General features: G+C 72.7%; 11 protein-coding genes and 1 pseudogene. 5 read left to right on the top strand and 7 right to left on the bottom strand.

The annotated features are described in order from the left end of the window. The first annotated feature begins 193 nt into the window (after window positions 1-193). From BLV05_RS15260 to BLV05_RS38210, 3 genes are all read left to right on the top strand, one after another. Complete coding sequence (locus tag BLV05_RS15260) at window positions 194-745, top strand: NUDIX hydrolase family protein (protein WP_046769889.1); 552 nt, start codon at window positions 194-196, stop codon at window positions 743-745. A 20-nt stretch (window positions 746-765) separates the two neighbouring features. Continuing rightward, window positions 766-921 (top strand): hypothetical protein, encoded by a 156-nt coding sequence (locus tag BLV05_RS37015; protein WP_197683665.1) that lies wholly within the window; start codon window positions 766-768, stop codon window positions 919-921. A 170-nt stretch (window positions 922-1,091) separates the two neighbouring features. Continuing rightward, window positions 1,092-1,226: a hypothetical protein gene (locus BLV05_RS38210; protein ID WP_267884887.1), complete on the top strand. Its 135-nt coding sequence runs from the start codon at window positions 1,092-1,094 to the stop codon at window positions 1,224-1,226. Here the strand turns inward: BLV05_RS38210 and lepA are convergent. Beyond that, window positions 1,223-3,082 carry a translation elongation factor 4 gene (gene lepA, locus BLV05_RS15250; protein ID WP_046769890.1) on the bottom strand — a complete coding sequence of 620 codons (1,860 nt, stop codon included), beginning with the start codon at window positions 3,080-3,082 and terminating at the stop codon, window positions 1,223-1,225. The two genes, BLV05_RS38210 and lepA, sit on opposite strands and share 4 nt — an antisense overlap. A 283-nt stretch (window positions 3,083-3,365) precedes the next feature. On the opposite strand from lepA, the gene BLV05_RS15245 reads away from it, so the two are divergent. Beyond that, a complete protein-coding gene (locus tag BLV05_RS15245; protein ID WP_046769972.1) occupies window positions 3,366-3,785 on the top strand; it encodes a type II toxin-antitoxin system PemK/MazF family toxin in 420 nt (139 codons plus the stop codon). Window positions 3,786-3,992: 207 nt separating this feature from the next. After that, on the top strand, window positions 3,993-4,253 hold the full coding sequence (gene rpsT / locus BLV05_RS15240) for a 30S ribosomal protein S20 (RefSeq protein WP_046769891.1): 261 nt from the start codon (window positions 3,993-3,995) through the stop codon (window positions 4,251-4,253). Window positions 4,254-4,443: 190 nt separating this feature from the next. On the opposite strand, the gene holA is transcribed toward rpsT, so the two are convergent. From holA to leuS, 6 genes and pseudogenes are all read right to left on the bottom strand, one after another. Further along, on the bottom strand, window positions 4,444-5,421 hold the full coding sequence (gene holA / locus BLV05_RS15235) for a DNA polymerase III subunit delta (RefSeq protein WP_046769892.1): 978 nt from the start codon (window positions 5,419-5,421) through the stop codon (window positions 4,444-4,446). Between the two features lie 146 nt (window positions 5,422-5,567). Then, window positions 5,568-8,015, bottom strand: a pseudogene (locus BLV05_RS37685) (DNA internalization-related competence protein ComEC/Rec2); the annotation flags it as partial. Further along, entirely contained in the window at window positions 8,012-8,665 is a 654-nt protein-coding gene (locus tag BLV05_RS15225; protein ID WP_046769893.1) for a ComEA family DNA-binding protein, read from the bottom strand. The pseudogene BLV05_RS37685 and the gene BLV05_RS15225, both read right to left, overlap by 4 nt. Window positions 8,666-9,470: 805 nt before the next feature. After that, window positions 9,471-9,929: a VOC family protein gene (locus BLV05_RS15220; RefSeq protein ID WP_172860653.1), complete on the bottom strand. Its 459-nt coding sequence runs from the start codon at window positions 9,927-9,929 to the stop codon at window positions 9,471-9,473. Window positions 9,930-9,973: 44 nt separating this feature from the next. Further along, complete coding sequence (locus BLV05_RS15215) at window positions 9,974-10,864, bottom strand: DegV family protein (RefSeq protein WP_046769894.1); 891 nt, start codon at window positions 10,862-10,864, stop codon at window positions 9,974-9,976. Between the two features lie 6 nt (window positions 10,865-10,870). Beyond that, a complete protein-coding gene (gene leuS / locus BLV05_RS15210; protein WP_046769895.1) occupies window positions 10,871-13,735 on the bottom strand; it encodes a leucine--tRNA ligase in 2,865 nt (954 codons plus the stop codon). Between the last annotated feature and the right edge of the window lie 169 nt (window positions 13,736-13,904).

Raw genomic sequence — 13,904 nt, 5'->3', positions numbered from 1 at the left:
CGGTGGGTTCCAGCGAAGGTCTGCGCATACGTATGAGCATTCGTCCGAAAAAAATGCGCTGGCGCGCTCCTACGTATGACCGATGAATTTAGGGACGTTACGGACACGTGTCAAGAGGGTTGCCCGACCGGTCGTCGGTCACACCTTGCGTGGCCGTCGACGCGACGTCACCTCGACTGTGTAGAACAGTCCCATGGACACCGCGGTCGACTCCCACGAGAACTGGCTCACCCCCGACGAGCTCGCCGCCGCGCGTCGCCGGCTCCCGATCCTCTACGTCAACGCGGTGCCCGTGCGGGTCGACGACACCGGCGTCGTGACGTCGGTCGGCCTGCTGCTGCGGTCGACCGCCGAGGGCGAGATCAGGCGCGAGCTGGTGGCCGGCCGGGTGCTGTTCCACGAGCGCATCCGCGACGCGCTGCTGCGGCACATCGAGAAGGACCTCGGGCCGCTGGCGCTGCCGCGCATCCCGGTGTCGCCGTCGCCGTTCACCGTCGCCGAGTACCTGCCGACCCCGGGCGTCACGCCGTACCACGACCCGCGCCAGCACGCCGTCGCGCTGGCCTTCGTGATCCCGGTCAGCGGCGACTGCGCACCCCGTCAGGACGCGCTCGACCTCATCTGGCTGTCGCCCGCCGAGGCCGCCGACGACGGCCTGCAGAAGGAGATGCTCGGCGGCCACGGCATCGTGCTGCGGCAAGCGCTGGCGCACCTCGGCTTCCCGCCCGGACCGCCGGTCGGCTGATGGCAGCGACGGGTCCCGCCGTGTCCCCCGAACCGACCTCGGTTCAGCGGCTGTTCGTGCGCCAGAAGCTCACCGCGATGGTGAACCGCTACGCCGTGCATGCCGTCGACGACGCGGGCGGCGAGGGTCCGCTGATCGCGTTCGCGCAGCAGAAGGGGAGTTCCGCAAGTCCCTGACCCGGTCGACCTGGCGGCTGGGCTACCCGGCGCTCGGCCTGGAGGCGACCGGCACCGAGCGCAGCGGGCGCGTCGCGATCGTCCGCCGCGCCTGGAATCTCCTGCTCGAGGACGTCCCCAGCCCATGGCGGTTCCACTTCGACTTCCGCACGGCCGACGGCGCGCTGGTCATGTCGTCCGAGCGTCGCCGGGCGCTACGCGACGCGTACGACGTCAACGTGCCCGCCCTGCCCGACGGCTCCCGGCTCGACTGGCGCCTGGCCGCCGCGATGGCCGTCGCCCTCGACGCGCTGCAGTCGCGCTAGCTCGAGGCGCCGCCGCCGTCGGACGAGAGCGCGGCGATGAACGCCTCCTGCGGCACCTCGACCCGGCCGACCATCTTCATCCGCTTCTTGCCCTCTTTCTGCTTCTCCAGCAGCTTGCGCTTGCGCGTGATGTCGCCGCCGTAGCACTTGGCCAGGACGTCCTTGCGGATGGCGCGGATGTTCTCGCGGGCGATGACGCGGGCGCCGATGGCGGCCTGGATGGGCACCTCGAACTGCTGCCGCGGGATGAGCTCCTTGAGCTTGCCCGCCATGGCGACGCCGTAGGCGTACGCCTTGTCCTTGTGGACGATGGCGCTGAACGCGTCGACGGGGTCGCCGTGCAGCAGGATGTCGACCTTGACGAGGTCGGCCTCCTGTTCGCCGGTGGGCTCGTAGTCGAGGCTGGCGTAGCCGCGGGTGCGCGACTTCAGCGCGTCGAAGAAGTCGAACACGATCTCGGCCAGCGGCATGGTGTAGCGCAGCTCGACGCGGTCCTCGGACAGGTAGTCCATGCCGAGCAGCGTGCCGCGGCGGGCCTGGCACAGCTCCATGATCGTGCCGACGAACTCGCTCGGCGCCAGCAGCGTCGCCCGGACCACCGGCTCGCGCACCGACGCGATCTTGCCCGACGGGAACTCGCTGGGGTTGGTGACGATGTGCTCGACGCCGTCTTCCATCGTGACCTGGTAGACGACGTTCGGCGCCGTCGAGATGAGGTCGAGGCCGGACTCGCGCTCCAGCCGCTCGCGGACGATCTCGAGGTGCAGCAGGCCGAGGAAGCCGCAGCGGAAGCCGAAGCCCAGCGCCACCGACGTCTCCGGCTCGTACACCAGGGCGGCGTCGTTGAGCTTGAGCTTGTCCAGCGCCTCGCGCAGGTCCGGGTAGTCCGAGCCGTCGACCGGGTAGAGCCCGGAGAACACCATCGGCTTGGGGTCGCGGTAGCCGGACAGCGCCGTGGTGGTGGGCTTGGCGGCGTCGGTGACGGTGTCGCCGACCTTCGACTGCCGGACGTCCTTCACACCGGTGATCAGGTAGCCGACCTCGCCGACGCCGAGCCCGCCGCCGGGGCGCATCTCCGGCGAGATGACGCCGATCTCGAGCAGCTCGTGCGTGGCCCGCGTCGACAGCATGAGGATGCGCTCGCGCGGCGTCAGCTTGCCGTCGATGACCCGGACGTAGGTGACGACGCCGCGGTAGGAGTCGTAGACGCTGTCGAAGATCATGGCGCGGGCCGGGGCGTCGGGGTCGCCCACCGGCGCCGGCACCTCGGCCACCACGCGCTCGAGCAGCTCGAGGACGCCCTCGCCGGTCTTGCCGCTCACCCGCAGGACGTCGCCGGCGTCGCCGCCGATGAGGTGGGCCAGCTCGGCGGCGTACTTGTCAGGCTGGGCGGCCGGCAGGTCGATCTTGTTCAGCACCGGGATGATCGTGAGGTCGTTCTCGAGCGCCATGTACAGGTTGGCCAGCGTCTGCGCCTCGATGCCCTGTGCGGCGTCGACCAGCAGGACGGCGCCCTCGCACGCGGCGAGGCTGCGGCTGACCTCATAGGAGAAGTCGACGTGCCCGGGGGTGTCGATGAGGTTGAGCGCGTAGGTGGTGCCCGCGGCGTCGCCCTGCTGCGAGGTGAACGGCAGCCGGACCGCCTGACTCTTGATGGTGATGCCGCGCTCGCGCTCGATGTCCATGCGGTCGAGGTACTGCGCGCGCATGTCACGGCCGTCGACGACGCCCGTGAGCTGCAGCATCCGGTCCGCCAGCGTCGACTTGCCGTGGTCGATGTGGGCGATGATGCAGAAGTTCCGGATCAGCTCCGGTGGGGTCGCCGAGGGGACGGGCGAGTTCGCGGCGGGCGGCACGCAGGGCTCCTCTTGACTTCCTGGCAATGTGGGGACTGTCGCGGCGACGAGCGGCGCCGGACCTGTGCCTGCCATCATCCCATGCCGGGGTCGCGACGCACGAACGGCCGAAGACGTGCTGAACGGCCGGACGGTCGCGCGAGCGGGCGGTAGGGTGCGGAACGTGGCCCTCCTCCGTGACCTGGTCCGGACCCTGCTGACGCCGTCCAAGCGCCGCCGCGACGGCGATCGTCAGGCCCGGCCGCCGGCTCGTCCGTCGGCCCCGCCCGGTGACGACGGCGAGGTGTCGCCCGGCCAGTTCGGCCCGAACGCGACCGCCGAGGCGCACTCCGTCGGCGCCGTCCACACGTCGTACAACCCGAGCACCGACGGCGACGCCGACCCCGGCGAGATCGTCTGGACCTGGGTCCCGTACGAGGAGAACGACGGCCGCGGCAAGGACCGGCCCGTCCTCGTCGTGGCGCGCGAGCCCGGCGGCACGCTGCTCGCCGTCCAGCTGACCAGCAAGAACCACGACGGCGAGCACGACTGGGTCGGCGTCGGCTCCGGCCGCTGGGACGGCGAGCACCGCCCGTCCTGGGTCGACATCAGCCGCGTCCTGCGCGTCCACCCCGACGGCATGCGCCGCGAGGCGTCGGCGCTCGGCCGCGACCAGTTCGACGCGGTCATCGTCGCGCTGCGCGAGCGGTACGGGTGGGCCTGAGCGCGTCCGCGCCCGGCCGCGGCCGGCGGCAGCGGCGCCGAATTGGCTGGTGAGCCGCGCGCTGGTATTGTTGGCGGCTGCGCGTCGGCCCAGGTCGCGGACGCGCCCGGCCGACTCCTTGCCGCCGCGACGGTTCCCCACTGCCGCGTGTCCCGGAGAAGACCGACGCCCTCACGACCTATCCGAACCGACCAAAGGCATCTGTTCGTGGCGAACATCAAGTCCCAGAAGAAGCGGATTCTCACCAACGAGAAGGCGCGGCTGCGCAACAAGGCCGTGAAGTCGTCGCTCAAGACGGCCATCCGCAGGTTCCACGAGGCCGCCGACGCCGGCGAGACCGAGAAGGCCACCGAGGCCGCTCGCGCCGCCACTCGGCAGCTCGACAAGGCCGCCTCCAAGGGCGTCATCCACAAGAACCAGGCGGCCAACCGCAAGTCCTCGATCTCCAAGCGGGCCGCCGCGCTCTGAGGCCGAGCCCACTCCGTGCCCGATCTCCACGTTCGGTTCGCCGACGGCGTCGTCCTCCACTCCTGGAGGGCGGCGCCGTCGTCGTGCGCCCGGTCGAGCGCCGTGCTGTTGATCTTGGAGTTCTTCGGCAGTTGCGGGGCGAAATGTCCGCCTGATACCCGAACAGCTCCAAGATCAACACGAGCCGTCGTCAGGCGGCGCGGGCGGAGCCGATGGCGACCAGCGCCGTCGTGAGGGCGAGCGTCGCGTCGTTGCCGCCGCCCTTGACCGCGAGGTCGGCGTCGGCCACGGCGCGGATGGCGCGGGCCAGCCCGTTCGGCGTCCAGCCGCGCAGCTGGCCGCGGAGCACCCGGACCTTCCACGGCGGGATGCCCAGGTCGCGAGCGACGTCGGCGTCGCGCATGCCGCGCGGGGCGCCGGCCAGCCGGGCCAGCGACCGAAGCGAGGTCGCCAGCGAACCGGTGACCAGCACCGGGTCGGTGCCGGTCTCGAGCGCCCAGCGCAGTTGCTCGACCGCCTCGCCGGTCTTGCCCTCGACGGCGCGGTCGGCGACCACCCAGCCCTTCACCTCGGCGCGACCCTCGAAGTACATCGAGACGACCTGGGCGGTCACCTGACCGTCAGGTGCGTCGACGGCCAGCTGGCCGGCCGCCGAGGCCAGCCCGCGCAGGTCGCCGCCCACCGACTCGACCAGCTGCCGCGCGGCCGCCTCGTCGATGCGGCCGCCGTTGCGCCGGACCTCGGCGCGCACGAACGAGACCTGGTCGTCGGGGCGGGTCAGCCGCTCGGCCGGGACCTCGTGCACGCCGGCCTTGCGCAGTGCCGTGAGCAGCTTCTTCCCCTTGACCCCGCCAGGATGCAGCAGCACCACGTGAATACCGTCGATGGGCGTGTTCACGTAACCCACCAGCACGTCGCCGACCGACTCGCTGACGTCCTGGACGTCGTTGACCAGCAGCACACGGCGGGTGGCGAACAGCGACGGACTGACGTGCTCGGCGAGGGCTCCGGCGGTCAGCTCGGAGCCGGACACCTGCGACACGTCGGCGTCGGCATCGGCGGCGCGCGCCGCCCGGGCGACGGCGCCCGCGGCACGCTCGGCCAGTAGCGTCTCCGGACCGAAGACGAGGGTGACCGGGACGAGGGGGTCGGTCGATAGCGCAGCCATGTCGCCACCCAGCATGACACGTCCCGCCGACAACGTCCGCGCCCCCGCACCGGTCGCCGCGGAGCCGGTCCCGCCCGCGGCCCGCCGGTCACCACGCCGAGGCCATCGTCACCGGTCCGGACGACGGCGATGCTGCCGTGCTCGTCGGTCCGGTAGACCCGCACGCCGCTCCCCCGCAGCGCGTCGAGCACCCGCGGTGACGGGTGACCGTACGTGTTCTCGCCGACGCTGACCAGCGCCACCCGCGCGTCGACGCCGGTGAGCAGGTCGGTGTCCTGGTGCGGCGAGCCGTGGTGGGCGACCTTGAGCACGTCGACGTCGAGCGCGGGCGCGGACCGCAGCAGCGACCGCTGCGCCGTCGGCTCGATGTCGCCGGTGAGCAGCACGCTGACGCCGTCGACCTCCGCCTCGACGACGATGCTGGAGTTGTTCGACTCGGACTCCGAGGTCTCGACCAGGCGGCCCGGCGCGAGGACGTCCAGCCAGAGCCGCTCACCCACCTGGAGCCGGTCGCCGACCCGCGGCACCGTGGCCGGGACGCCCGCCGCGGCGAGCCGGCGCCGGACACCGCCGGCCGACTCGGGCGGATCGTCGAGCGGTGACACGAAGACCCGGCCCACCTCGCGGCCGGCCAGGACGCCGTCGAGCCCGCCGACGTGATCGGCGTGGAAGTGCGTGAGGATCAGCAGCGGCACCTGCCGCACGCCGAGGCCGTCGAGGCAGCGCCGTACCAGCCGCGGCTCCGGCCCGGCGTCGACGACGACCGCGGACCGGTCGCCGGCCCGCAGCACGAGCGCATCGCCCTGGCCCACGTCGCAGGCGACGACCAGCCACCCGGGCGGCGGCCAGCCCGGCGTCGGGAGCGCCTTCAGCAGGCCGATCACCAGCACGGTCGCGGCGGCCGCCGTGACGAGCGGACGGCGCAACAGCATCGGCAGCGCCAGCAACCCGACCACGGCCAGCGCGACGGCCGCCGCGATGCCGCCGGCGCCCGGCGGCCACGGCACGACGGCGCCGGGCTGATCGGCGAACCAGCGCGCGACGGCGGCGATCCACCAGGCCGGGAGCGCGGCCAACCAGGCGCACGCCGTCGCGACCGGCGGCAGGACCGGGCTCACGACCGCGGCGGCCGCACCGAACACCGTCGCGGGCGCCACCGCGGGCGCGGCGAGCAGGTTGGCCGGCAGCGCGGCCAGGCTGAGCTGTCCGGACAGCCCGAGCACGATCGGAGTGCAGGCCACCTGCGCGGCGAGCGGCACGGCGATGGCGACCGCCAGCGGGCGTGGCAGCCACGCCAGCGAGCGCGTCCAGGCCGGGACGAGCAGCAGGATCCCGGCCGTCGCCAGCACCGACAGCGCGAACCCGGCGCTGCGGGCCAGCCACGGGTCGAGCAGCACGAGCACGATCACCGCCGCGGCCAGCGTCGGCAGCCCACGCCGGCGCCCCGCGACCGCCAGCCCGACGACGGCGACCAGTCCCATCGCGGCGGCCCGCAGGACGCTCGGCTCGGGCCGTGCGAGCAGCACGAACCCGAGGACGCACACCACGCCGACGACCGGCAGCGCGTAGCCGCGCACGCCCAGCCAGCGGGCCAGGCCGAGCGCGACCACCAGCACGATCGCGACGTTCGTGCCGGACACGGCGGTCAGATGGGTCAGCCCGGCGATCATCATGGCGTCGCGCAGGTCGTCGGACAGCAACGACTCGTCGCCGATGACCAGGCCCGGAACCAGGCCGCGCGGGTCGGGCGGCACGCCGGCGACAGCCTGGCGGAGGCCGGCGCGGAACGGCTCGGTCGCGCGGCTGGCGGCGCTCGGCGGGCCGGTCGAGCGCTCGTCCGGCCCGGCGTAGGGGCGGAACACGGCGGCGATGTCGTCGCGCGGGTGGTCGGTGGACTCGAGCCGGCCGGGCACGCTGATCCGCTGGCCTGGGAGCAGCTCGGCCCAGCCGACGTCGCCGCTCACCAGCAGCACCGGCACGGAGACGTCGTGGGCGCGGCCGCGGCCGGTGACGTGGTCGACCTGGATGCGGCCGACGACGTACTCGGTGGCGGCGGCCTCCTCGCCGGCCGGGCCGCTGCTGCGCACGAGGAGATCCCGGGCGACGACGCCATCGAGCTCGACGTGCGCTCCGGCCGCGGCGAGGTCCGTGACGGGTCCGTCCCAGACCGGCGCCGCCCTGGCCGCGCCGGCCGCGAAGCCGGCGAGGAGGCACAGTGTCGCGGCGACGATGGCTCGCCGCCCGGCCGACGACAGGCGGCTCGCGCGTCGCCGCTCGCCGCCGCGCGGGCGAGTGTGGAGCAGGATCGACGCGGCGACGACGACGGCGATCGTGCAGCCGGCGAGGCCGACCGGCCAGTGCACCAGCACGCCGGCCAGTGCGCCGAGCCAGAGGCCGAGCGCGGCCGGAACGAGGCGCAGATCCAGCGGCTCGGCAGCCACCGTGCCGGCGGCGGGATCGGCCGTCGCGGCTGCTGGGCTCGCGAACGGCGGATGGCCCTTGGTGTTCGCCCGTCGTGCCTGTGGAAGCGACGCGCCTACGAGCGCTTCCGCAGCCGCCGGGGTGGGCGTGCGTGGGTCCCGGGTGCGGCTCATAGCGTCACCAACGGTTCGAGTTGGGCGAACCGCTGCTCGCCGATGCCGGAGACCTCGCGCAGCTCGTCGATGCTGGTGAAGCGGCCATTCTGCTCGCGCCAGTCCAGGATCCGGCCGGCGAGGGCCGGGCCGATGCCGGGCAGAGTCTCGAGCTCGGCCGCGGTCGCGGTGTTGAGGTTCACCGGCGCGGACGCCGTCGGCGTAGCGGAGTCGCCGGCCGCTGGGGGCGGCGGCGCGGCGGCCGGCGGCGGATCAGCGGTGACGAGCACCTGCTCGCCGTCGGTGAGGACGCGGGCGAGGTTGATGGGGGTCAGGTCGGCGTCGGGGGTGGCGCCCCCGGCCGCCTCGATGGCGTCGACGACCCGAGAGCCGGAGGGCAGCTCGACGATGCCGGGGCGGGCCACGAGGCCGGCGACGTGGACAACGATCGGAGCGGACGGGGCCGTAGGCGCGGCGTCGGCGGGCGGATCGGCAGGCTGCTCGGAGGCGGTTGCGACGGGTGTGCCGGTGGCGACGAGCTCGGGCTCGATCGGCACGACCTCAGGCCTGGCCAGCAGGAACAACACGGTCGCGCCGATCGCCCCGACGAGCACCACCAGCACGATGACGGCCAGGTGGATCCGGTCCAGCCCCAGCCGCCAGGACCGCACCGACGTGGTGTTCGCGGGTTGCTCGGCCGGCGGCGCCGCGGCGGTTGGTCGAGGCGTTCGGGGAGCGGCGCCCGTGGATCGTCCCGCCGGTGGCGCGGAACCTGCCGATCGTGCCGCCCGCGCCGCCGAGTCGGAGGGCTGCGCGACTGGATGGTCACCTGGCGGAGGCGGACCGTCCGGATCCGCCCACGGTTCAAGCATGTCGTCCGGCCAGGCGGGCGGCGGCTCGACGTCGTGCGCGGCAGGCTCGGTTCCGCCGGCCCAGCGTCGACCGGCGACGTGCGCCACCCGGGCACGGGCGAGCGCCGCCGTGTGGTCGTCGACGGAGTGGGAGCGGAACGATCGCATGCCTGCGACGCTAAGCCGCCGCACCGACCGAGACGGCCGCCGAAACCGGGTTCTGTGGACAAGTGAAGGAAGTGGTCAGGGCTGTGGACAGACCGGTCGACGTGCGCTGGCTGATTGAGTCCGAATCGCGGCTCAAGATCATCGATCACGGCCGACCTCGATAGCGAGGCTCGCGTTCCGGGCACCGTTGAGGCGTGCGAAGCGCCGTTCTGCCTATTGAAGTCGGCTGCGGCCGTTGAAGACCGGCGAACGCGACGGGCATCCTTGCCAAGGATCACCACCTCACTGTGTGAGTTCGCTGCGCCGGGTGGGGTGGATCACTGTTGCTCCGGCGACAGCAGCGTCGCCCGGCAAGCGCAGCGGCGTCGTGCTCATCGGGACATGATCGCTACCAGGTTTGTCTCTATGATTGGGGGACAACGGGACAACGGGACAACGGGACAACGTCGAGGCGCGGTCAGACGACGCAGAACTCGTTGCCTTCGGGGTCTTGGAGGACGGTCCAGGCGTTGCCGTACTGCTCGACGGTGCCGACGGTGGTGGCGCCGGCGGCGACCAGCTCGGCGACCTTGGCGTAGATGGCTGCCTGGACGTCGGCCTCCGGCGGCCGGCCACCGTCGGGGGCGGTGTAGCGCCAGGCGCGGACGTCGAGATGGACGCGGTTCTTGGCCGACTTGGACTCCGGCACCCGCTGGAAGAAGATCCGCGGCAGCACGCCGTTGGGATCGATGATGGCGCTGGCGGAGTCCCACTCGTCCGGCGGGACGTTCCAGGCGGCGAGCGCCTCTTCCCAGGTCGCGAATCCGTCGGGCGGCGGCTCGAGCCGATACCCGAGCGCCAGCGCCCAGAACTCGGCCAGCCGGCGCGGGTAGGCGGCGTCGAAGGTGAGGTTGAAGATCTCGGATGCGATCGGCATCCCGGGATCCTGCCAGCCGCCACCGACAACGTCAGCGCATCGGGTCAGTGCGGGCTGACGACGGCGGCCAGGAGGCCGGGCCCGACGTGGGCGCCGATGACGGCGCCGACCTCGGTGACGATGACGGAGCCGACGGAGGGGAGGCGGTCGGAGAGGCGGGCGGCGAGCTCGTCGGCGCGGCCAGCGTTGTCGAGGTGGTGGACGGCGAGGTCGACGCGGCCGGCGGCGGCCAGGGCGCGCTCGACGGCGAGGTCCTCGAGGCGGGCGCGGGCCCGGGCGGACGTCCGCACCTTCTCGAGGAGGTCGACCCAGCCGTCGCGGAGGTGGAGGAGCGGCTTGATCGCGAGCGCCGTCCCCACGACCGCCGAGGCGGCGCCCACACGGCCGCCGCGGCGCAGGTACTCCAGCGTGTCCACGTAGAAGAACGCCGACGACCGGACGGCGCGGTCCAGGGCCAGCGCGGCCACCTCGTCGGCCATCAGCCCACGTGAAGCCGCCGACGCCGCGACGAGCACGGCGAAGCCGAGGCCCATGCCGAGCGACCGGGAGTCGACGACGTGGACGGGCACGGGCGCGTCGCGGGCGGCGAGCCGGGCGGCGTCGGCCGTTCCGGAGAGGCTGCCGGAGATGTGTACCGACACGACGTCGGTGAAACCCTCAGCGGCCGCCGACTCGTACACGTCGAGGAACGCCCGCGGGCTCGGCCGCGACGTCGTCACGGGGACGTGCCCGCGCAGCGCCTCGGCCACCTCCCGCGGCCCGAATCGCGACGGGCCGACGGCGGCCGGCTCGAAGCCGCCCCCCGCCGTCCACTCGTCGACGGCGACACCGTCGACGACCACCTGCAGCGGCACCACCCGGATGCCGTGCGACTCGACGTCGCCGGCGGCCAGGTGGGCCGTGGAGTCGGTGACGACCGCGACCCGCCCCGTCAAGGGACGTCAGCCCGGTACGACGTTGACCAGCTTGGGCGCCCGCACGACCACCGTGCGGACGGGACGGCCGTCCAGCGACCGCTGCACCGCCTCGGACGCCAGCGCCAGCGACCGCAGCTCGTCCTCACTGATCGACGGCGGCACCTCCAGCCGGTCGCGCACCTTGCCGGCCACCTGCACCACACAGGTGACGGTCTCTTCGACCAGGTAGGCGGGGTCGGCGACGGGGAACGGCTCGCGCACCAGCGAATCCGGGTGACCCAGCCGCGACCACAGCTCCTCGCCGATGTGCGGGGCGATGGGCGCCATCATCAGCACCAGCGCCTCGGCCGCCTCGCGCGGGACGGTGTCCAGCTTGGTCAGGTGGTTGTTCAGCTCGATCATGCGGGCGATGGCGGTGTTGAACCGCATGGCCTCCATGTCGGTGCGGACGGCGTCGATGGTGCGGTGCAGCACCCGCCGGGTCTCGTCGTCGGCAGGAGCGTCGCCGATGACGACCGAGCCGGACTGCTCGGAGACGATGTTGCGCCAGACCCGCTGCAGGAACCGCAGCGACCCGACGACGGCGCGGGTCTCCCAGGGACGGGACAGGTCCAGCGGGCCCATCGACATCTCGTAGACGCGGAAGGTGTCGGCGCCGTAGTCGCGGTACATGTCGTCGGGCGTGACCATGTTCTTCAGGCTCTTGCCCATCTTCCCGTACTCACGGGTGACCGGCTCGCCCTCGAACAGGAACCCGTCGCCGGACTCCACCACCTGGTCGGCGGGCACGTACTGACCGCGCGCGTCGACGTAGGCGTAGGCCTGGATGTAGCCCTGGTTGAACAGCTTGTGGAACGGCTCCTCGCTGGACACGTGGCCCAGGTCGAACAGCACCTTGTGCCAGAACCGCGAGTACAGCAGGTGCAGCACGGCGTGCTCGACGCCGCCGATGTACAGGTCGACGCCGCCGGCGTCGCCGTTGGCGCGCGGGCCCATCCAGTACTTCTCGACCTCGGGGTCGACCAGCCGCTCGGTGTTGGTGGGGTCCAGGTAGCGCAGCTCGTACCAGCAGGACCCGGCCCAGTTCGGCATGGTGTTGGTGTCGCGCCGGTAGGTCTTCGGGCCGTCGCCCAGGTCCAGCTCGACGTTCACCCAGTCGGGCACGCGGGCCAGCGGCGGCTCGGGCTCGCTGTCGGCGGCGTCGGGCGGGTAGGTGCGCGGCGAGTAGTCGGGCACCTCGGGCAGCTCGATCGGCAGCAGGTCGTCAGGGATCGCGACGGGCTGGTCGTTCTCGTCGTACACGACGGGGAACGGCTCGCCCCAGTAGCGCTGCCGGCTGAACAGCCAGTCGCGCAGCCGGTACGTGACGGTGCCCTCGCCGGCCCCCTTCGCCTCCAGCCACGCGATGATCGCGGCCTTCGCGTCGGCGACGCCCATGCCGTCCAGCGAGATCTCGTCGTTGGCGGAGTTGACGGCCGGACCCTCACCGACGTATGCCTCGCCGTCGAAGCCGTCGGGCGGCTGCACCGTCCGGATGATCGGCAGCTCGAACCGCTCGGCGAACTCCCAGTCGCGCTCGTCCTGGCCGGGCACCGCCATGATGGCGCCGGTGCCGTAGCCCATCAGCACGTAGTCGGCGACGAAGACGGGGATGCGCTCGCCGTTCACCGGGTTGACCGCGAACGACCCGGTGAACACGCCGGTCTTCTCGCGTCCTTCGGTCTGCCGCTCGACCTCGGTGCGCGCGGCGGCCTGCGCTCGATAGGCGGCGACGGCGTCGGCGGGCGTCGCGTGCCCGCCGGTCCACGCCGGCCGCGCCTCAGCGGGCCAGGCCGGCGGCGTCAGCGCCTCGACCAGCGGGTGCTCGGGCGCCACCACCATGAACGTCGCGCCGAACAGGGTGTCGGGGCGGGTGGTGAAGACCTCCAGGTCACCGGCATCGGTCGCGAACCGCACCGACGCGCCGGTGGACCGGCCGATCCAGTTGCGCTGCATCGTCTTGACCTTCTCGGGCCAGTCGATGCGGTCCAGGTCGTCGATCAGCCGGTCGGCGTAGGCGGTGATGCGCATCATCCACTGGCGCAGGTTGCGCTTGAACACCGGGAAGTTGCCGCGCTCGCTGCGGCCGTCGGCGGTGACCTCCTCGTTGGCCAGCACCGTCCCCAGCCCGGGGCACCAGTTGACCGGCGACTCGGACACGTACGCCAGCCGGTGGTCGTCGACGATGCGCCGCTGCTCGACCGAGCTCAGCGACGACCACGACGCGCCTCCCGGCACCGGCCGCGAACCGCTCTCGAAGGCCGCGACCAGCTCGGCGATCGGCCGCGCCCGGCCCCGTCCGCCGTCGGCCGACTCGTCGTACCACGACTCGAAGATCTGCAGGAAGATCCACTGCGTCCACCGGACGTAGCCGGGGTCGATGGTCGCGAACGTGCGCCGGTTGTCGTGCGCCAGCCCCAGCCGGCGCAGCTGCCGGCGCATGGTGGCGATGTTCTCTTCGGTGGTCTTGCGCGGGTGCTGGCCGGTCTGGACGGCGTACTGCTCGGCCGGCAGCCCGAACGCGTCGTAGGCCAGCGCGTGCAGGACGTTGTCGCCGCGCATGCGCCGGTAGCGGCCGAACACGTCGGTGGCGATGTACCCCAGCGGGTGGCCGACGTGCAGGCCCTTGCCGGACGGGTACGGGAACATGTCCATCACGAAGAACTTGTGCCCGGGCAGCTCGGCGCCGGGCTCGGCCAGCGGGCCGGTCGGGTTGGGCGCGTCGAAGGTGCCCTCGTGCTCCCAGCGGTCCTGCCAGCGCTGCTCGATCTGGCCGGCCACCTCGGCGGTGTAGCGATACGGCGCGTCGTCGACGGGCGTCGGCGTAGGGCCGGTGTGCGTCTGGCTCATCGGAATTCGTCCCTCATCTGTGGGTGTCGGGCCCGAACATGAGAAAACCCCTCACGCAGGAGGGGTCAGCCGCGCCGACGTGACGCCGCTGGAGGGCGTCCGCTACCAGTCAGCGCGGCCCGATAAGGAGCAGCAGGCCTCGCACCTGTCCAGGATAGCGCACTCGATC

The sequence above is a fragment of the Jiangella alkaliphila genome (genome assembly GCF_900105925.1).
In the GTDB taxonomy this organism is placed as follows: domain Bacteria; phylum Actinomycetota; class Actinomycetes; order Jiangellales; family Jiangellaceae; genus Jiangella; species Jiangella alkaliphila.
The sequence above is the reverse complement of the archived record's forward strand: the minus strand, read 5'-3'. Positions and strand labels throughout refer to the sequence as shown.

Bases quoted from the DNA above. Each gene is read 5' to 3' on its own strand.
- BLV05_RS15260 (WP_046769889.1), top strand. From the start codon at position 194: ATGGACACCGCGGTCGACTCCCACGAGAACTGGCTCACCCCCGACGAG.
- BLV05_RS38210 (WP_267884887.1), top strand. From the start codon at position 1,092: ATGTCGTCCGAGCGTCGCCGGGCGCTACGCGACGCGTACGACGTCAAC.
- holA (WP_046769892.1), bottom strand. From the start codon at position 5,421: ATGGCTGCGCTATCGACCGACCCCCTCGTCCCGGTCACCCTCGTCTTC.
- BLV05_RS15220 (WP_172860653.1), bottom strand. From the start codon at position 9,929: ATGCCGATCGCATCCGAGATCTTCAACCTCACCTTCGACGCCGCCTAC.
- leuS (WP_046769895.1), bottom strand. From the start codon at position 13,735: ATGAGCCAGACGCACACCGGCCCTACGCCGACGCCCGTCGACGACGCG.